General features: G+C 44.0%; 9 protein-coding genes. 4 read left to right on the forward strand and 5 right to left on the reverse strand.

Annotated features, from left to right (window positions below):
- Positions 1 to 285: 285 nt before the first annotated feature.
- The 4 genes from QUA54_RS30535 to QUA54_RS30550 form a co-directional block, all read right to left on the reverse strand.
- Positions 286 to 1,320 carry a methyltransferase gene (locus tag QUA54_RS30535; RefSeq protein WP_333418354.1) on the reverse strand — a complete coding sequence of 345 codons (1,035 nt, stop codon included), beginning with the start codon at positions 1,318 to 1,320 and terminating at the stop codon, positions 286 to 288.
- 45 nt (positions 1,321 to 1,365) lie between these two features.
- A complete protein-coding gene (locus QUA54_RS30540; protein ID WP_333418356.1) occupies positions 1,366 to 5,226 on the reverse strand; it encodes a beta-ketoacyl synthase N-terminal-like domain-containing protein in 3,861 nt (1,286 codons plus the stop codon).
- Positions 5,219 to 7,942, reverse strand: coding sequence for an amino acid adenylation domain-containing protein (locus QUA54_RS30545; RefSeq protein ID WP_333418358.1), 2,724 nt, complete (start codon positions 7,940 to 7,942; stop codon positions 5,219 to 5,221). Before QUA54_RS30545 ends, QUA54_RS30540 begins: the two co-directional genes overlap by 8 nt.
- Positions 7,943 to 8,057: 115 nt before the next feature.
- A complete protein-coding gene (locus tag QUA54_RS30550; RefSeq protein ID WP_333418360.1) occupies positions 8,058 to 9,092 on the reverse strand; it encodes a methyltransferase in 1,035 nt (344 codons plus the stop codon).
- Here QUA54_RS30550 and QUA54_RS30555 point away from each other — a divergent pair.
- Positions 9,091 to 9,222, forward strand: coding sequence for a hypothetical protein (locus QUA54_RS30555; RefSeq protein WP_333418362.1), 132 nt, complete (start codon positions 9,091 to 9,093; stop codon positions 9,220 to 9,222). The genes QUA54_RS30550 and QUA54_RS30555 overlap by 2 nt on opposite strands.
- 525 nt (positions 9,223 to 9,747) lie before the next feature.
- On the opposite strand, the gene QUA54_RS30560 is transcribed toward QUA54_RS30555, so the two are convergent.
- Positions 9,748 to 16,356: an amino acid adenylation domain-containing protein gene (locus QUA54_RS30560; protein ID WP_333418363.1), complete on the reverse strand. Its 6,609-nt coding sequence runs from the start codon at positions 16,354 to 16,356 to the stop codon at positions 9,748 to 9,750.
- A 600-nt stretch (positions 16,357 to 16,956) separates the two neighbouring features.
- Between QUA54_RS30560 and QUA54_RS30565 the strand changes: the two genes are divergently transcribed.
- From QUA54_RS30565 to QUA54_RS30575, 3 genes are read left to right on the forward strand one after another with little or no spacing between them, the layout of a single operon-like run.
- Positions 16,957 to 18,141, forward strand: coding sequence for a homocitrate synthase/isopropylmalate synthase family protein (locus QUA54_RS30565; RefSeq protein WP_333418365.1), 1,185 nt, complete (start codon positions 16,957 to 16,959; stop codon positions 18,139 to 18,141).
- Positions 18,134 to 19,195, forward strand: a complete 1,062-nt coding sequence (gene leuB, locus QUA54_RS30570) for a 3-isopropylmalate dehydrogenase (RefSeq protein WP_333418366.1) — start codon at positions 18,134 to 18,136, stop codon at positions 19,193 to 19,195. Before QUA54_RS30565 ends, leuB begins: the two co-directional genes overlap by 8 nt.
- Before the next feature lie 5 nt (positions 19,196 to 19,200).
- Positions 19,201 to 20,946: an aconitase/3-isopropylmalate dehydratase large subunit family protein gene (locus QUA54_RS30575; protein WP_333418368.1), complete on the forward strand. Its 1,746-nt coding sequence runs from the start codon at positions 19,201 to 19,203 to the stop codon at positions 20,944 to 20,946.
- The last annotated feature ends 44 nt before the right edge of the window (positions 20,947 to 20,990 follow it).

The raw sequence follows: 20,990 nt of genomic DNA on the forward strand, positions 1-20,990 counted from the left end.
GCTGCCTATCTTTTTTTAGCACACTTGGGCTCAATCCTTACAAAGTATGGGTTTGGGGCGGGTTGTTACCCCCCCAGTGTTTGGACTTGAAATTTGTTCAAGTCCCGATAATAGCAATTCTGAAAAATATTCCTACAGTCCTGAGGTTGGGTTGCACTTCGTTCCACCCAACCTACTTTTGTTGTTGTTGCAGACTTTTTCAGAATTGCTATAAGAGGATGGAGATTTATTGAGCAATAGGAATCCTACACCAGAATAATCCCGGTGTTTTTAGACCTGGGAATGTCAAGCAGGTTTCGCCTCGATCACACTTACTGGCCCTTTTGTTTCTATGATATTAGTCACTTTAAACCCTGCGGAAGAAAGTAAATGATAAAATTCATCCTTTGTCCGCATGAAAGTACCCCCCAGAATGAACAAAGTTAAGCTACCCATGCCAATAAATGGCGACATTTTGCCTTCAGGCAACATAAAATCAACAATCATCAGCCGATCTTTAGCTGTCATAGCTTGATAGCAATTTTTAAGAATTGTAATAGCATGACCATCGTCCCAATTGAGGAGGACACGAGAGAGTAAGTAAAGATTGCCACTAGGGGAAACCGCCTCAAAAAAGCTGCCTCCAACTATTTGACACCTATCTGCAACTCCAGCCACTTCCAAAACCGGATTTGCATCAACCACAACATCTTCGCGATCGAACAAAATAGCTTGTAGCTTGGGATTCGCATTCAGAATCACAGCCGTTAGAGTTCCAATTCCCCCTCCAACATCCACAAGTGTCTTAACGTCAGAAAAATCATAAGCTTCAAGCACTGGAAGCAGCCACTCTCTTGTTGTCTCCTTCATCCACTCATTAAAATTTACTGCCGCATCAGAATTCTGCTTTAAATAGCTATAAAAATTTTTCTTAAAAGTATGTTCAAATGGAGTTTCTCCAGTCTTTATACCGCAGAGTAAATTCCCCCATCCCTGATAGAGTTCATCACCCATTGCCAAAACCGTACCTCGTAAAGAATCAGAAGTACCAGTCAGGAGATGTTTTCCCAGAGAATTTAAGCAAAACTTTTCATTATCTTCCAGAGAAAATACACCAACGCTTACTAGCATACGCATCAGGTGATAAATACCCAGAGAATTTACACCAGCAGCTTTCGCAAGTTCATCAGCAGTCTTAGAACCATCATTCAGAATATCTGCAATTTCTAGTTTTGCCGCTACAAAAAGAGCCTGGGATATTTTAAACCCATACATCATTTTTAGTAGCAATGACGATGAGTTTTCGCCGTCAGGTTTGGCATTGTCTGTATATAAAGTCATAGGAGCTCCTTTGAAAGTTATCTATTTAAAAACCCAAGATCCAATCTAAATTAGCTTTCTTGCCTCCTCAAGGTATACTCTAAGTTGTTCAGCCATAACCTGAACATGAGGAGGGTAATTCATAGTAATATGATTTCCCGGCACTTCTCGAACCTCTACTCCTCCAGTAGCAACCTCAATCCAAGGTAATTCTGGATTTTTGGCATTAACTTCATTTTGTTCGGTAGCACGGAAAAATATAATTCGACCTCCATAAGTTTGAGGGATGTAATTTAGCATCGCTTGGGCGTGTACTTTAAAAAGATGAAGAAACTGGCGAATCTGAGGTAAACCAAAATCAGGAGGAACTACCCTATTAGCGATTTTTACCTGCTCCAAAAAGTAGAGAAGTTGCTCATCTGGATCAAGTTTTTGAAGGACATCCATAGAAAGAGACAGATTGAAACCAACGCCTAGTAAATACAGCAAAATTGCTGTATCATCTTCCGTTTCTAAAACAGGCATTTGGCCTGGACCAGGAGTATCTATTAAAGTTAGCAGTGCTATCTTTTCACCTTGGGCATGGAGTTGTTGTGCCATCTCAAAAGCAACAGTGCCTCCAAAGGAAGAACCACCCAAAAAATAGGGGCCTTCAGGTTGTTGAACTCGCACTGCTTCAATATAGCGAGCAGCCATTTCCTCAACTTTAGTAAAAGACTCAGTTTCCCCATCTGAGACGTGCGCTTGTATTCCAAAAATAGGCTGATCTGAGCCTAGATAACGTGCTAAATCCCGATAAATGTAAACGTGACCGCCTACCGGATGAACTAAGAACAAAGGTTGTGTAAAACTACCCCGCTGAATTTCTACTAACAAAGATTCAGAAGCTGGCTGGAGTGGCTGGTTAGTATTATCCGATAAGTCGGAATTGTCTTTAATTAATGCCGCCAAAGCTGCAATAGTCGATGATTGCAATAGGCTATGGGGAGACAAGGATTTTTGCAGTGTTTCGTTTAATTTAGTTATTAGTTGAACGGCCAATAAGGAATCTCCGCCTAAATCAAAAAAATCATCATGAATCCCTACTTGCTCGATACCGAGAAATTCTTGCCAGATACTAGCCATAGTTTGCTCAATCTCATCTCTAGGAGCAATATAGGTATTGTCTAAATTCGGTCTAGAGTGGTGTGGTGTTGAATCGACTGGTTGGGAATTTTCATCTGGTAAAGATGCAATTTTAATCGGTTGCTCGATGCCTGGTGCTTCAATCCAATAACGTTGGCGCTCAAATGGATAGGTCGGCAATGGGAGACGATAACGCTGCTCATCAGCATAAAATTTAGACCAATCTATTTGTACTCCTCCTAACCAGAGTTTACCCAATGTAGTAAGTAAGAAAGCTAAATCTGAATTTTGGTCTTGTGGATGGCGCAATGAAGAAATTACAATCTGCTCAGGCCCCTTATTAGGATGCTGTTTTGCTAGCGTGTTCAACGTCCGTCCGGGCCCCACTTCTAGCAATATTTGATTTTGGTCTTTTAATAGCTGTTGTAACCCATCTGCAAAGCGTACTGTTTGCCGCAGATGTTGAGCATAATAACTCGGATTTGTCGCCTCTGTCGCTGTAATCCAATTACCAGTAACGTTCGACAAATATGGAATTTTAGGCGATTTCAGCTTAACTTTTTTCACCTGTGTGGTAAATGGTTGTAAAATTGGCTCCATCATCTGTGAATGGAAGGCATGAGAAGTGTGCAATCGGCGACAATCTACACCTTTTTCGAGTAGTTTTTGTGCCAATTCATCGACGGCATCAGTAGCACCTGAAACCACGCTCATAGATGCTCCGTTAATCACAGCTAAATCGAGTTTATTGCCCAAAAATGCTTGCACTTGCTGTTCGGGAAGTGGAACTGCAAGCATGGAACCACTCGGCAGTTGTTGCATTAATTTACCTCGTGCAGCTACCAAGGACAAGCCATCTTCCAAGGAAAAAACACCTGCTAAACAAGCAGCTACATATTCACCAATACTATGACCAATCATCGCTTTGGGATGCACTCCCCAAGACATCCATAATTTAGCTAAAGCATATTCGATCGCAAACAGTGCTGGTTGTGTAATCGCAGTCTGTTTTAGTTGCTTTGTAGCTGCTTCTGCTTGTGCTGCGTTTGGATAAAGTACGTAGCGTAGATCGATTCCCAAATGAGGTTTAAGAATTTCCGAACATAGGTCGATTTGTTCGCGAAATGTTGGTTCAACTTGGTATAGTTCCAAGCTCATATTGATGTACTGCGAACCCTGTCCTGAAAACATAAATACGACAGGTCGATCTTTAGACTCTTGGAAGCTAGTAAAAACTCGTTTTGCATCGAGTGTGTCGAGGGCAATAACACTTTCTTCTATGTCATTACAAACTACTATGCGTCGATGGCTGAAAGCTCTTCTACCAACTTGAAGCGTATAAGCAACATCAGCAAGATTTCCATCTGGATGTTGCTTTAAATATTCACTCAAATTTACCGTTGCACTATCAAGTGCAGAGCTAGTTTTTGCCGATAAAACCAACAGTTGTGATGGTCTAGATTCTCCAGGTTTTTCGACAGTAGGCGCTTCTTCTAGTACCACATGAGCATTAGTTCCACCGATGCCAAAGGAACTAACTCCAGCACGACGGGGAGTTTTACCTGCTTTCCATTCGGAAAGCTTAGTATTGACATAAAAGGGACTGTTTGCAAAATCAATCTTGGGATTAGGCTGTTCAAAATGCAAGCTAGGCGGTATTAACTTGTGTTTGAGAGCTTGGACAGTTTTGATTAAGCCAGTGACACCAGCAGCAGTATCCAAATGTCCGATATTGGATTTGGCAGAACCGATCGCACAAAAGCCTTTTTTCTTAGTTTCGAGTGAAAAAGCTTGCGTCAACGCGGCAATTTCGATCGGATCTCCCAGGGGTGTTCCGGTTCCGTGAGCTTCTATATAGCTGACGGTTTCAGGGGGAATTTCTGCGAGCGCCAGAGCATCTGCGATCGCCTGCGCCTGACCATCTATACTGGGAGCTGTATAGCCAATTTTAAAAGCACCATCATTATTGATCGCAGAACCTTTAATCACCGCATGAATATAATCTCCGTCTGCGATCGCCTCCTCTAATCTTTTCAAAACCACAATTCCCACACCGCTACCGCTAACAGTTCCCTGTGCTTTAGCATCAAAGGCTCTACAATGTCCGTCTGGTGAAAGAATCATTCCCTCTTTATAAAAATATCCTGCCTTTTGGGTAACGCCTATAGAAACCCCACCAGCCAAAGCCAGATCGCATTGGTAATTCAGCAAACTTTGGCAAGCCATGCTAATAGCAACCAATGAAGTAGAACAGGCTGTTTGGACAGTAATACTCGGCCCTTTCAAGTTTAATTTGTAAGAAACGCGAGTTGACAGAAAATCTTTCTCATTGGCGATCATAAGTTGGAAATCTCCAACTAATTCTCTGAGCTTGCGGTTCGGATAAAGGTTGTGCAATAAATAAGTATTGTAACTTCCTGCGCCTGCGTAAACCCCAATCGAACCCTCGTAAGTTTCTGAGTTGTAGCCAGCATTTTCTAGAGCTTCCCAAGCCGACTCTAAGAAAAAGCGGTGTTGTGGATCTGTGATTTCAGCTTCTCTAGGATTAAACCCAAAAAATGAAGCATCAAATAACTCAATATCTTCTAGTACGGCTCTTGCTTTTACATAGCGTGGGTCACGCACCACTGACTCGTCAATACCGAAAGATTCTAGTTCTTGTTCAGAGAAGAAAGAAATAGATTCTACACCATCACGTAGATTTTCCCAAAACTCATCAACATTTTTAGCACCAGGAAAGCGACCTGCCATGCCGATGATAGCGATACCTTCTATAGAGTTGGTATTCTCAGAGTTATCCATTTTTATTCTTTCCTTGCAAGCGCTGTTTTTGCTTTTGGCGATTGATTGCGTCTTTTTGTTTATTAATGCGAGCTTGACTTTGCCCTAAAGAGGGTTTTTCCTCTGGCTCATCACTTAAATACTTAGCCAAAGAGCTGATGGTTGGATATTTAAACATTTCCATGATTGAAACATCTCTGTCCACCACTTCGCGCAGTTGGCTATGAGCCTGAGCCATCAGTAATGAATGACCGCCTAGATCGAAGAAACTATCGTCTACACCTACTTTTTCTAAGTGTAATACCTGTTGCCAAACTGTAGCAATAGCTTGTTCTATCTCTGTTTGGGGTGCGACATAAGTTGTTTCTAACTCTGGGTTAATAGCATCGGCATCGGGAGCTGGCAGTGCCTTACGGTCTACTTTGCCGTTTGGTGTCAGCGGCAAATGATTCAAAAACACAAAACTGGAGGGCATCATATAGTCTGGTAGTTTCTGCTTCAGAAAGTCGCGTAAGCTCCCGACTGCTGTGCGTTCAGGTCTGAGATTGGAAACAATATAAGCGACTAAGCGCTGGTTGCCGGAAGCATCCTGGCGGTTGATAACTATAGACTCCTGCACATCCGGGTGTTGGCTCAATACCGCCTCAATTTCTCCTAATTCGATGCGGAAGCCGCGAATTTTCACTTGGTGGTCGATGCGGCCGAGAAATTCGATGTTGCCGTCAGGTAGGTAGCGGGCTAAGTCGCCAGTTTTGTAGAGGCGAGAACCTGATTCGTTGCTAAAAGGGTTGGGAATAAAGCGCTCGGCAGTTAGTTCGGGCCGGTTGAGGTAGCCCCGTGCTAAACCAGCACCGCCAAGGTATAACTCTCCGGGTACACCGATAGGGACAAGTTGTTTTTGAGCATCTAGTAGAAAACACTGTGTATTGGAGATGGGGCAACCGATAGGCACATTTGTAGCTTCTTCTGGAACATCCTGCACTAAGTAGCAGGTGGTCAATGTTGTATTTTCAGTAGGCCCATAACCGTTAAGCAGTCGCTGAGGTGAACCCTTCTTGAGTACCTCTTTGACCCATTTAGGCTCCATAGCTTCTCCTCCAACTATAAGCTGTTGCACCAAATGAAAAGCCGATGGGATTTCTCTAGCTATCAAATTGAACAAGGCAGTAGCCAAGAATAACACAGTGATACCTTGCCCTTGGATTTGATCCGCAAAGTCATGAGGAGAAAGTGCTACATCTTTGGTTATAACAACGAGCTTAGCCCCGTTAAGTAACGCTCCCCAAATCTCAACTGTAGCGGCATCAAATGAAAAGTTTGAGGCAAAAGCTACTATATCATTTGGTTGCAAACTAATATAGTTCGTGTTGAGTACCAAGCGGTTGACTCCTCGGTGAGGAACAGTAACTCCCTTGGGTTTCCCTGTAGATCCTGATGTGTAGATAACGTAGGCTAGATTTTCTGGAGTCACTTGGCTCGAAGGGTTTTCCTCGCTGTGGAAAGCAATTTCTTCCCAGTCTGTGTCTAGACAAACTATACGCCCTTGATGTTTGGGAAGAGATTTCACTAACTGCGCCTGAGTCAGCAGCACTGCTACAGAGGCATCTTCTAGCATGAAAGCCAAACGCTCTGGGGGATAGGCTGGGTCTAGCGGCACATAAGCTCCACCAGCCTTGAGAATGCCCAACAGTCCCACGATCATTTCCAAGGATCGCTCTACACAGATGCCTACCAATACCTCTGGCCCCACACCCAAATTCCGCAGGTGGTGCGCTAGCTGATTCGCTCGTTGATTCAGCTCTTTATAGGTAAGTTGCTTGTCTTCAAAGACTAATGCAATAGCATCGGGCGTGAGCTCTACTTGCTCTTCAAATAACTGATGTATGCACGCATCTTTGGGGTAATCAGTTTCAGTATTATTCCACGCTGCTAATTGCTGCCGTTCCAACTCTGTCAAGAGGGGCAACTCGGCAATTTTCTGCTCTGGGTTAGCAACAATTCCTTCCAGTAAAGTTTGAAAATGCCCTACCATCCGCTCGATCGTGTCAGCATTAAACAAATCTCTGCTGTACTCAAAATGACCGACTATGCCTTCTGGTCTTTCCTGTAATTCCAGGGTTAAATCAAATTTTGCCGTTTCGGTATCAAGATCCAACTGGCTCCAATTCAGCATCGAATCAAGGCCTGACATTGGGGGTTGAAAAACAAAAGCAACTTGAAACAGGGGATTTTGACCTAAATTCCGCTCTGGGTGCAGTGCTTCTACCAACTTCTCAAAAGGCAAATCTTGGTAAGCAAATGCTCCTAAAGTCACTTCCCGCACTCTTTCTAGCAACTGCCAGAAAGTCGGGTTGTCCTTGAGATCGGTACGCAGTACCAATGTGTTGACAAAGCACCCAATTAGCTGCTGAATCTCTGGCTGTTTCTTACCTGCGGTGACAGTGCCTACAACAATGTCTGTCTGCCCCGTGTAGCGATAGAGTAAGGTTTTGAAGGCTGCCAGCAGTGTCATGTAGATGGTAACGCCTTCTTTATGACTTAATGAGGCGATCGCCTCACTTAAAGTTTGAGGTAGCGCTACATATTGCCTTGCACCGCGAAAGCTTTGCATTGGCGATGATCGCATTCGGTCAGTTGGCAGTTGCAGTGTTGGCAAATCGGCTAGTTGCTGCTTCCAGTACCTCAGTTGGTTGGTTTCTTCACGTAGTAGTTCTTCAATCGGAGCTTTAATTGACACTTGCTTGCACCCTGTTTGATTAATTTCGTGTTTTACAAAAACTATCTGCTGTTATGCTGGCTCGTTCTTTTATAAGAATTCACCCGTAGCACTTTGCCTTTTGAACAACTGCTTTTTAAGCGCGTTTCGCCTCGATCCCACTTATTGGCCCTTTCGTTTCTATTTTATTAGTCACTTTGAATCCCGATGATGAGAGTAAATTATAAAATTCATCTTCTGTACGCATAATAGTACCGCACATAGCGAGCAAATTTAGGCTGTTCACACCAATAAGTGGGGATATTTCGCCGGGAGGAAACATAAAATCAACAACCATCAACGTGTCTTGATCTGTCATAGCTTGGTGACAGTTTTTAAGGATTTTAATCGCATCAGAATCATCCCAATTAAGGAGAACGCGAGAGAGTAAGTAAAGATCGCCACCACCGGGAACCGAATCAAAAAAGTTTCCTCCCACGATTTGACATCTATCTTTAACTCCCGCCACTTCCAAAAACTGATTTGCACCGACAACAACGCCTTCTTGATCGAACAAAATCGCTTGCATCTTGGGATTCTTATTAAGAATAAAAGCTGTTAATGTACCAATGTTCCCTCCCACATCCACAATTGTTATAACTTCTGAAAAATCGTAAGCTTCAAAAAGCGGAAGAATCCACTCCCTTGTAGTCTCCTTCATCCACTCATTGAAATTTACGGCCGACTCAGAATTCTGCTTAAAGTAGCTATATGCACTCATCTTGAAAGTCTTGTCAAATGAGGATTCTCCGGTCTTTACACCGTACAGTAAATTACCCCATGCCTGATACCCTTCATCACCATTTCCCAGAATTGTACCTCGTAAAGAATCTGAAGTACCAGTTAGTAAGTATTTACCCATAGAATTTAACTTAAACTCATCGTTTTTTTCCGCAGAAAAGATACCCATGCTTACTAGCAGACGCATCAGGTGATAAAGACTACGAGAATTTACATTGGTAGCTTTGGCAAGTTCATCGGCAGTTTGAGAGCCGTTACTCAGAATATCGGCAATTCCCAATTTAGCCGCCACAAAAAGAGCCTGGGTTCTTTTATACCCATAGATTATTTCTAGTAGCGCTGACGATGAGCTTTCACCTTCAGGTTGGGCATTTTCTGTATATAAAGCCATGTGGTTTTCTCGAAAAGTTATCTGTCAGGATTCAGAGCAAGCGTGCGATCGCAATGGAATGGTTAATGAACCAGTACCAGTGTTTTTAGAGTATCTAGTAGATTGGCAGCTTTTAGCACTTACACATTAAAAATGAAAGCAATGGGTCAAAGTTTTAGACTCCACATAAAACTTTGTTGCTTTGATGTATTTAAGCTAACTTGCAGATTTTTATTTTTGACACTCTCACCTTTCAAAGAAAGGCGATTCTCAGAATAATTACACGATACTCAGAGAGTTGTCAAGAGTTACTACAAACTTTTTTACCAATCAAAAATTTGTAGTTTAATCTACCTTAGACAGTTTCGACGAAGGAACCAAAATCCGTAAGTGCGTAAGTTTGGTGGGTTTTAAGGGCAGTTGGGGGTTCAAAAGCGTAAGCTCCGAAAGAGCAAGGGTCAGCGATCCTGATCGGGTGCGATCGCCTGCTCCCTCTTGAAAGCGCTGGTTGATGTCTTGGAGCGTGTTGACTGCACTGCGATGCTAAATCGCTCCTCCCTTGGGTTGACCAGTAAAACCGGATGTGTAAATTACATAAGCTAAGTTATCCGGTGTCACCCCACTTTATAGCGAGTGATACCTTCTATAGAGTCGGGAGTTTCAGAGTTGTCCATTTTTATTCTTTTTGCAAGCGCTGTTTTTGCTTTTGGCGATTGATTGCTTCTTTTTGTTTTTTAATGTGTTCTCGACTTTGCCCAACAGAGGATTTTTCCTCTGGCTTCTCACTTAAATATTTTGCCAAAGAGCTGATGGTTGGATATTTAAACATCTCCATCATTGAAACATCTCTGTCGATCGCTTCTCTGAGTTTACTCTGAGCCTGAGCCATCAGTAATGAATGACCGCCTAAATCGAAGAAATTATCATCTACACCTATTTTTTCAAAGTATAATACCTCTTGCCAAACTGTAGCAATAGATTGTTCTACTTCAGTTTGGGGTGCGATATAAGTTGTTTCCAACTGTGGGTTAATAGCATCGGGAGCTGGCAGTGCCTTACGATCTACTTTGCCATTGGGTGTCAACGGCAATTCATCTACAATCACAAAGACCGAAGGAATCATGTAGTCAGGTAAGCGCTCTTTAAGATAATCTCTCAACTGTTTACGTAATTCTTCAGTGTGATAGTTTTGACTTGTTTTGCGACCACCTTGAGAGAACAATAATTCATAGAAAGGGGTTTGTTTAAACACTTTTTTATGGTGATAAGATTCGTATTTAAACTCAATAAATTCCCCATTTTTCCTAATCAAGCGACCTTCAAGTTTATAGTCAGGGTTCAGGTTATTATCACATAGAGTTCCAATACAAACTGCTTTGATTATATCTCCTTCTGAAACCTGAATTCCCGGATAGAATACCGGAAAGTAGACGGGTAGCCAGCAATACTCATGCTCGATAATATCTATAACTTCTCCTTCAATTGTGTGTAAGTTCAGCCAGACTAAAAAGCCGTCCAATCTTGACTCTTTTGTGATGTTGAGATTAATTTCAATACGGTATTCTGGGTTAAGGTGAGTATTGAAATTCAACTCTTCAAAAGTCTCGCTGTTTGAGATAAGATGAGATTTGGGAAACTTCTTAATAGATAACCTTAGATCGAAAGGATATCCAACTTGCTCGAAAATTTTATCGGTGTAATAACCGGGAACATCGCTAAACCGTGGATTGTCTAACAATTCATCAGGAAGATAAGCAGCAGCTATTTTGGTAATGCTTCTCTGAGGAATCATGATTCCATCTTCCTTCAGAAATCTTCGGGCACTATTCAAAATCACTGCTGCACCTTCGCATCCGCCAATAGCACCAACAATTTCTGAGAGACATACGTCAGCCTGTTCGGGCAAGTTAACCTGGGTTGCATCACCATGAATTAAAGTTATCTTGTTTTCCCAACCCAGATTTTTAATGCAAGCTTTTGCCAGCCGGTAAGATTCATCACTTCTCTCAATTGCATATACCTTTTGGGCTCCTGCTTCTACACAAAACCTAGCTAAAATCGCATCTTTACCAGTACCAACCTCAACAACAACTCGATCTTTTACTAACTGGTTAATGGCTACTTTGTAGCTATTATTTCTACGCTCATCATTGGTCATAGCATAATATAATAATTCGTCATAGACGAAGTATTCTGCTACTGATGGCCATAATTCGATCTGACCTGATTCTTGGCCTTCCTGCCGATCTAATGGTTGGATATGTTTCTCTTCAGGAACTATATAAGCTACCAGGCGCTTGTCGCCCGGTACATCCTCGCGGTTTACTGCTATAGCTTGTCGGACAGCGGTGTTTTGGTTCAACACGGCCTCGATCTCACCGAGTTCGATGCGGAAGCCCCGACTTTTCACTTGGTGATCGATGCGACCCAAAAATTCGATGTTACCGTCGGGTAGGTAGCGGGCCAGGTCGCCAGTTTTGTATAAGCGATCTGAAAAAGGTAGAAGGTAGAAGGTAGAAGGTAAAACAGAAAAATCTTGTTCCCCTCTTTCTTTTTCCTTTTGACTTTTGACTTTTGCCTTACTAAAAGGATTGGCAATAAACCGCTCAGTAGTTAGCTCAGGTCGGTTGAGGTAGCCCCTTGCCAGACCAGCGCCACCAAGATATATCTCTCCTGGAACGCCGATCGGAACAGGTTGCAGTTGAGCGTCCAGAAGCAGACAGTGAGTGTTGGCGATCGCACGTCCGATGGGCAGTTTCTCCTCACCATAAGTAGCTTCAGCAACTGTGGCACAGACTGTGGCTTCCGTCGGCCCATAAGCGTTGAAGAATCTACGACCTGATGCCCAATGTGCCACGAGTTCGGGAGAACAAGCTTCTCCAGCAACGATAATTGTCTGCAACGCAGGCAACTCCAATAGTGGAAGAACTGCCAGCACAGATGGCGGGAGGGTGACAGTGGTAATGGCTTGGTCGCGCAACAGCTCAATCAAAGTGGCTCCAGGTAGCAAAGAGTCCCGTGTTGCCAGCACTAGGGTCGATCCTGCTAATAAAGCCATGAAGATTTCTGAAACTGAGGCATCGAAACTTAGCGATGCGAACTGGAGGATACGACTGGCTGGTTGCACATCGAAAATTTGGATCTGTGCTGTGGCTAGGTTGCAAAGTCCTTGGTGTTCTAAGAGGACACCTTTGGGTGTGCCTGTAGAGCCTGAAGTATAGATGACGTAGGCCAGATTATCTGACCTCACTTGAAGTGCTAGGTTTGCCTCGCTGGTTCGTCGGGCAATCGCCTTCCAACCAGTATCCAGACAGACTAAAGGTACCCCTTGTTCTAGAAGCATTGGTACTAACTTTTCTTGAGTCAGCACGAGTGGCACTAGGGTATCTTCTAGCATGAAGGCTAAACGTTCAGGAGGATACATTTGGTCGAGTGGTAGGTAAGCCCCACCAGCTTTGAGAATGCCCAGGAGTCCTATTACCATCTCCAAGGATCGCTCCATGCAAATCCCCACCATTACTTCCGGCCCGATGCCCCGATTCCGCAGATGATGTGCTAGCTGATTAGCCCGTCGATTCAATTCTTGGTAGGTAAGTTGCTTGTCTTCAAAGACTAATGCAATAGCGTCGGGCGATCTCTCAACTTGAGCCTCAAATAACTGGTGGATGCAAGCATCTTTGGGGTAATCTGTTTGAGTATTATGCCATGCCACCAACTGCTGCTGCTCTAACTCTCTCAAGAGCGGCAACTCCGAGATTTTCTGCTCTGGGTTGGCGACAATGCCTTCCAGTAAAGTCTGAAAATGTCCCAACATCCTAGTGATGGTTGCAGCATCAAACAAGTCAGTGTTGTACTCAAGACGACCAATGATGCCCGATTGTCTTTCATCAAGCTCAAGATAAAGATCGAACTTTGCCGTACCGGTATCGACATCTAACTGACCGAGCGTCCACCGATCTATTTCGGCAAGTGGGGGTTCGAGGGTAAACGCTACTTGAAATAGAGGGTGATAGCTCAGATTCCGCTCTGGCTGTATTTCTTCTACCAGCTTCTGAAAAGGCAATTGTGGGTGATTATAAGCCCCTAATGTCACTTCCCGCACCCTGACAAGCAATTCCTTAAAACTAGGGTTGCCAGAAACGTCAGTACGCATTACTAAAGTGTTGAGGAAGTAACCAATCATCTCCTCTAGTTCTTGTCGGTTGCGGATGTTGGCGACAGTACCCACTGGAATGTCTGTCTGCCCCGTATAGCGGTAGAGCAAGGTTTGGAATGCTGCCATCATAGTCATAAACAGGGTGACACCCTCCCTACGACTCAGATCCTTAAGCATCTCGGTTAGACTCAGAGGTAGCGCCAGACATTCCCTCGCACCCCGAAAGCTTTGCATTCGCGATCGCGATCGGTCTGTGGGTAGTTGTAGTGTTGGCAAATCAGCTAATTGCTGTTTCCAGTACCTGAGTTGGTTTTCCAGCACTTCTCCCTGTAGCCATTGTCGTTGCCAGTAGGCAAAATCTGCAAACTGAATTGGCAATTCTGGGAGGGGTGATGGCAAGCCTAAAGAAAATGCTCTGTAGAGTTCCGCGAGTTCCTTGAACAAGACGCTGTACAGAGAAACAGCATCGATCGCGATGTGGTGTATGGTCAGGAACAACCTGTAATCTGTCTCTCCCAACTGCATAAGAGTACCCCGCAACAGCGGCCCTGCGGTCAGGTCAAAAGGCTGCTTCGCTTCCAAAGTTGCCACCCGTAAAGCTTCAGACTCCCGTTCTGCCTCTGGAAATTCCCCAAGATTCACTACTGGCAATGTGAAATTAAAGGCATCTTGAATCATCATCACTGGTTGCCCATTTGCAATACCAAAGGTGGTTCGCAAAATTTCGTGACGCTTGATGATTTCGCTGATGCTGCGCTCTAGTGCGGCGATATTGACGGAACCAGGTAGACGAATGGTAATCGGTTCGTTATAGAAGGGCGTATCAGGAGCTAGTTGACATAAAAACCACAGTTGTTGCTGGCTCAAGGATAGAGGCAAGTCCCGATCCCGCGAAATTGGTTGAATCGGGGGAGCCTGGGGTATGGGAGCTTTTTGACTGGCGATTTCCAGATTGTGAGCCAGATCCGCTACTGTAGCAGACTCAAACATGGTACGTAACGGTAATTCCACTTGGAAGGTGTCTCGGATTCGAGTTGCAATCTGCGTGACTAGCAGAGAATGACCTCCCAATTCCAAGAAGTTATCTCGAATACCAACTTGCTTTAGTCCCAGAACTTCAGCCCAAATACCTGCTACTACCTCTTGGACTGGAGTTTGAGGTGCTACATAATCTTGTTTTACTTCTGGAATTTTAATGGCAGGCGCTAATAGCTTCTGCCGATCTATTTTGCCGTTGGGCGTTAGCGGCAACGTTTTCAGGAACACAAAGCTCGAGGGCACCATGTATTCGGGCAACTTATCTTTCAGGAATTTACGCAACTTTCCTGCGACGGTGCGTTGCAAAAATTTTAAGAAGCCTTGGGTTTCTAACAGATAATCTATGCTCTGCTGAATTACAGCTTCTTCAGTGGGTGTGAGAGCTAACTCAATCCCTGCCTGATTGCCCTCACACCAAGCAACAGTTCCCTCAAAACATTGCTCTTCGGTATTTCCGGGTAGTACGAGGCGCAGACGAACCTGCTTACCTCTTGACCAATCATCGGGAACCCCAACCACGCCGATACCACCGATGGATATGTCTTCTGTTTGTAGTTTAACGGAGCGATCGCCATCAAATTCTGCTAAACACTCACTTTTGAAGGGTGTACGTTCTGCGGTAACTTTGGAAACAACATAAGCTATCAAACGCTTCTGTCCGGGTACATCCTCTTGTGCTGCTACTACTGCTACCTGCAAGTCTGGGTGTTGTCCCAGCACTGCTTCAATCTCGCCGAGTTCGATGCGGAAGCCGCGAATTTTAACTTGATGGTCAATGCGGCCTTGAAACTCGATGTTGCCATCGGGTAGATAGCGACCCAAATCGCCTGTACAGTAAAGGCGATCGCCTGTATGAGGATGAGTGATGAAGCGTTTGCTGGTTTTTTCCTCATCTCGCCAATAGCATCTGGCTAAACCGATTCCCCCAATATAAAGCTCCCCTACTTCTCCCTCTTGACACGGCTCCATTGCTTCGTTGAGCACGTAAAAATGTTGGTTAGTCATTGACCGACCGTAAGGGATGCTTTTCCATGCTGGGTCAACAGTTTCGATGGGATATAAAATCGACCAGATAGAAGCCTCGGTTGCACCTCCTAAGCCGATAACAGCGGGGGTTGAAAGTTTGCCTATACCAGATGCCAACTCAGCCCCATCTAGCTCCCTCCCTTTAGCAAGGGGAGAGTTGGGGAGGGATTGATTCAATTCACTCTTGATTAAAGCTTTGATTTGATCTGGTAAAGTCAGCGGTATCCAATCGCCGCTGAGAAGGACTAAGCGCAGAGATGATGGTACATCTTTGCTATTAGCAGCGGCATAATCCACAAGCATCTGCATCAAGGCGGGTGCGGAGTTCCAGATGGTGACTTGTGCTTGCGCGATCGCATCTACCCAGTGAGCTGGATCTGGTGATGCTGAGGGTTGGGGGATTACAACGGTTCCTCCGGCAGCTAGCAAGCCGAAAATGTCATATACCGATAGGTCGAAGCTGAGGGAAGATAGAGCTAAAACGCGATCGCTACTTCCGACTTCAAAACGTTGGTTAATATCGATGAGCGTGTTAACTGCACCGCTATGCTCGATCGCGACTCCCTTGGGTTGACCAGTAGAGCCCGATGTATAAATCACATAAGCTAAATTATCCGGTGTCACCCCGCTGTCTGGGTTCTCCTGTGTGAAGCGATCTACTGTTTCTAGATTCCCATCCAAACAGATGACACGCGCTTGGCGTTCCGGAAGAGACGCTACTAAATGCTGTTGTGTAAGCAACACTGGCGTTTGGGAATGCTCCAACATGAATGCCAGTCTGTTTTGGGGATAATTCGGATCTAATGGTACATAAGCTCCCCCTGCTTTAAGAATAGCCAATAAACCTACGACCATCTCTAAAGAGCGCTCCACACAGGCGGCAACCAGTACCTCTGGTCCAACACCCAGAGTCTTGAGATAATGCGCCAACTGGTTAGCTTGGGAGTTGAGATCCTGATAGGTTAGCTGCTTCCCTTCAAATATTACTGCAATAGCGTCAGGCGAGCGCTCTACTTGGAACTCAAATAGCTGGTGGATACACGCATCCTTGAAATTACCGAGCATTTTATTCTTCCCTTGATCGTTTAATACTGATTTTTTGCACCCTTGGCGTAACTATTGTTCTGCAATATCACGCCATACCCAAAACACTGAAATTCTTTAAGTAATTTTTTTTATATAGCGTCTGATAATCTAGTATAAACCCATAAAGTTAATAGCTGACATCGCTATTTTTTTGTTTTTATCATCTATTAATTTCTTATATCTGTTGAGAAAAGTGTTGCAGTGATCTGTGTCACTATTTCATCTCGATTACAGTGTTATAAAAACTGGCTTTCTTAGTGTTCAGTATAACCAAATGGCACTAAGATAAGGTGCGATCGCATTGGTGAAAAGCTTTCAGCCGTCGAGAGCTTGGTCAAAAAACTAGGATAGCCCAAGGTTGAAATCGAGCAACGCTCTCATAAAGAGTATTCTGAGGCAGAACTCGGTACTTACACTAAATTTTCTTCATATTGAAGCGACCAAACTTTACCAAATCTTTTTGAAATATAAGTTACAGTAATGAGAAAAATGGGATACTATAGAAGAGCAATAAAAAAGAAATGTAAACTCTCAATTGATACTCGTAAAAATTACTATCCATTTTTGCGGATTAACAATATGTCTACACTTCCCTTAATCATTTCTGACGAAACCCTCCGGGATGGTGAACAGCAAGCTGGTCTTTTCTTCCCTTACGAAACTAAAAAAACTTTAGCTAAGCTCATCAGGCAAACTGGAGTCAATCAAATAGACATAATGCCAGCAGTTCACGAAACTGAAGAACATTTACTAAAAACCTTGGTGGCAGAAGGTAATGGGAGCATTATGATGGCTGCCACAATGGTTGGCAAACAATTTATCGACCAGGCTTTAGCCTGCGGAGTAGAACGAATTATCCTCTTCTATGCCGTTTCAGATCGTCTTTTGCTTTTAAGAGATGCAGAAGTTCGCAATTTAACAGCGCCCCCAGAGAAAATAGAGGATGACAATCTCCCTAATGCACTTGTTCGCCGCGTCCGCCAGAATATGATTAATAAAGTTTTGGAAAATCTGCGTTACGCGACGAGTCCAGAAATTGGTTTAAAAGTAGAGTTTGCAGCCGAAGATGCCAGCCGCGCCGATTTTAACTTTTTAGTCGAGTGCATTCGCTCATTCCAACCCTACATCGAACACTTTGTCCTCTGCGACACAATGGGAATCCTCACTCCAGAGAAAACTTATGTATGGGTTCGCGACCTCTTAGAATTCACCGATAATGCTGCTTTGGGAGTGCATTTCCATAATGACTTAGGCATGGCTCTCGAAAATACCCTTCAAGCTGTCATCGCAGGAGCTTCACTGATTTCCGGCACATTTCTAGGTATCGGCGAACGGGCAGGAAATATCCCACTAGAGCAAGTTTTAAATGGGCTTAGATGGCGCTTTGGAATAGAAGTAGAGGGAATTGATTATAAAGCGCTAGCCCAAGTAACAAACTATCTAGATTCTCTAGGAGCTCGGCCGGCTCTCCCTTACTCTAAAGCTGCCTTTCGTCACGAAAGCGGCATTCATGTAAATGGCTTTTTACGCGACCCCGATAGCTACCACATCTTTCCTCACGCCTCACCGGAAATTTGGTTTGGGAAATGCAGTGGAGCCAGCAATTTCCAGTACCTTTTCGAGAAGCAATTAAACCAACCTCTCTCGCCTCAAGAATATAACCGAATGCGAGATAAAATTAAATCTTTTTCCATTCAAGAGGAGCGTTGTTTTTCGCCTGAAGAAATAGTCGAGCTATACAAGCAAGGATTTTTTAATGAATGAGCTATATCGCGTGGTAGTTCTCCCCGGCGAAGGAATCGGGCCAGAAGTAGTAGACGCTTCCTTAAAAGTTCTTCAGCATTTAGCGCAACTAGAAGGGTTTTCTCTAGTTATAAATTATGCCTTAATCGGACAACCCGCCTTCGAGGAATTTGGAAATTTTTTCCCCGCACAAACGGCACAAATATGTGAAGAGTCTGATGGGATTTTGTTCGGAGCAGTGACGAAGGGTGGTATTCTCGAACTCCGCCAACACTTTGACTTCTTTATAAACCTTCGCCCTGTGTGTCCCTTTGAAACTTTATTGAATAAATCTAGCCTCCAGCCCCAAAAGATTCAAGGACTCGATATATTGTTTGTGAGGGAATTGGTAAGCGGAATATATTTTGGCCCATCGGGACGAGAGCAAGACGATAATGGCTGTTATGGCTATCACACAATGAAATACTACGATTGGCAAATTCGCCGCATTGCTAGAGTCGCTCTCAAAAAGGCTAAAGAGCGCCGAGGGTTGCTCACCGTCGCCCACAAGGAAAATGCTCTCCCAAAAATACCTTGGAGCTGTTTAGTGCAGGAGGAAGCCAAGCATTTCCCTGAGGTTGTAGTGGAACCTATGTTAGTAGATAACTTAGCTATGCAACTGGTACGGGAGCCGAAGCGATTTGATGTTATTCTAGCTGGAAATCTATTTGGGGATATTCTCAGCGATATAGGAGGGGCATTAGTAGGTTCCATAGGCTTATTACCCTCTGCTAGTATTAACGAGCGAGGATTCGGTCTTTATGAGGCTATACACGGTACAGCACCAGATATTGCTGGGATGGGTATTGCTAATCCTTTAGGAACGATGGGAGCAGTTGTATTAATGCTCCAGCAGTGGGGAGAAACTCATGCTGCTACTCGCTTAATTCAAGCTATGGAAGGAGTTTTAGCTTTGGGCTACCGCACGGCTGACTTAGCTCCCCAAGGTCAAGAAACCTTGGTGAACACAAAAACTTTAACTGAGCTTATAATTCAACAACTCTCTGAACTAGCTTTGGCAAATAAGGAGGAATAAAACTTATGAAAACTGAACCAAAAGTGTTGATTCTTGAGGATGATATTAATACAGACGATATTATACCAGCTAAACGGTGTACTACTGCCGATCCAGAGTATTTAAAACAGTATGCTTTTGAACATCTAATCGGTGAAGGCACTCTTCTGGGCTATGACGAAATTGAAGCCGGACACAATTTCGGCTGCGGTTCAAGTCGGGAACACGCCCCTATTGCTATTAAAGCTGCTGGTATTAAAAAAGTCCGCGCCCACTCTTTTGCGGAGATATTCTACCGCAATAGTATCAATATTGGTCTGGTTTTAGAAATTTATTCCCAACCTCAAAATCATCCAGTAGTTGAAGCTATTGTGAGGGCAGGTGGTTTAATTCCTTTTAACCAAAAGCGACAAAAAGGTCAAATTTCTATTCCTAAAAGTGTAACTTCTGCTAGGGCAATGACTATGGCAGAAAAACTTTTGGCACGCGCTTCTGGAAATGATTATGTACAGCCGGGTGAAACAGTTTTTGTTCAGGTCGATCTAGCGATGTCTCACGATGCTGTAGCTGGACCAGTTGCTAAGGTTTTTTACGAGCATTTTGGGGAAGATGCCAAACTTTGGGATGTCCACCGGGTTGTTTTAGTAGCAGATCACTTTATCCAAGTTAACGATGTGCGAGTAGATCCTAAAGCTACCTTACTATATTCGGAAATGGTGCAGTTTGCGCGATCGCAAGGCTGCCATTTATTAGATGTAGTTTCGCCTGGAGAAGCTGCGGGTATTTGTCACGTTTTGCTACCGGAAAAGGGTTTTATTCATCCAGGTACTATTGTGGCTGGGACGGACTCTCACACTTGCACTTATGGGGCTTTTGGATGTTTTTCCACTGGCGTGGGAACGACGGATATGGCAAATATTTTTGCAATGGGGGATATGTGGGTGGGGGTTCCTCCAACCCTACTTTTTAAACTTGAAGGAACTTTGATCAAATATATTACTGCTAAGGATATTATTCTGTTTATCCTTGGCAAAATTGGTTGTGACGGTGCTGCGGGTAAGGTGATGGAATTCCGAGGCAGTATTATCGATCAGATGCCAATGGAAGAACGCATGACTTTATCTAATATGGCGATCGAGTGCGGTGCGATGTGCGGGTTAATTCCTCCTGATGCCACAACTCGCCAATATTTGCAAAGCTGTGGTCAAGATTCATTTGAGGAAGTTGTTAGTGACCTGGATGCTGATTATGAAGATATCTATCAGTTTGATTTAAGCGATTTAGAACCACAGGTAGCTTGTCCTCCTAAACCAGACCAAGTAGTTGGAATTAGTGAGTTAGGAGAAGTGCCTATTACTAAGGCTTTTATTGGCTCTTGCACGGGGGGGAAACTTTTCGATCTGGCTCAAGCTGCCGAGGTACTTAAAGGCCGTCATGTAGCCCCTGGTGTAAGTCTTTTTATTGTGCCAGCTTCCTTACAGGTGCGGCAAAGGGCTGAAAATTTAGGGTATATGCAAATATTTGAAGCGGCGGGAGCTACAGTTCTCAAATCAGGCTGTGGGGCTTGTATTAATGCTGGACTTGGAGTGTTAGGTAAGGAGGAGACGGGTGTTTATGCTACCAACCGGAATTTTAAAGGGCGAAGCGGCGATCCAACTGCGAAGAACTATTTAGCTTCTCCTCGCGTGGTAGCTATTTCGGCAGTTGAGGGGAAAATTAGCGCTCGACTCACTGAAGAGAAGGTAATCGCTAATAAGCTCTCGCTCATCTAATTTTCCACCAAATCGCTCTAGACTATACCAGGGTTTTAGCTTCC

This window comes from Microcoleus sp. MOSTC5 (assembly GCF_036701825.1).
In the GTDB taxonomy this organism is placed as follows: Bacteria; Cyanobacteriota; Cyanobacteriia; order Cyanobacteriales; family Microcoleaceae; genus Microcoleus; species Microcoleus asticus.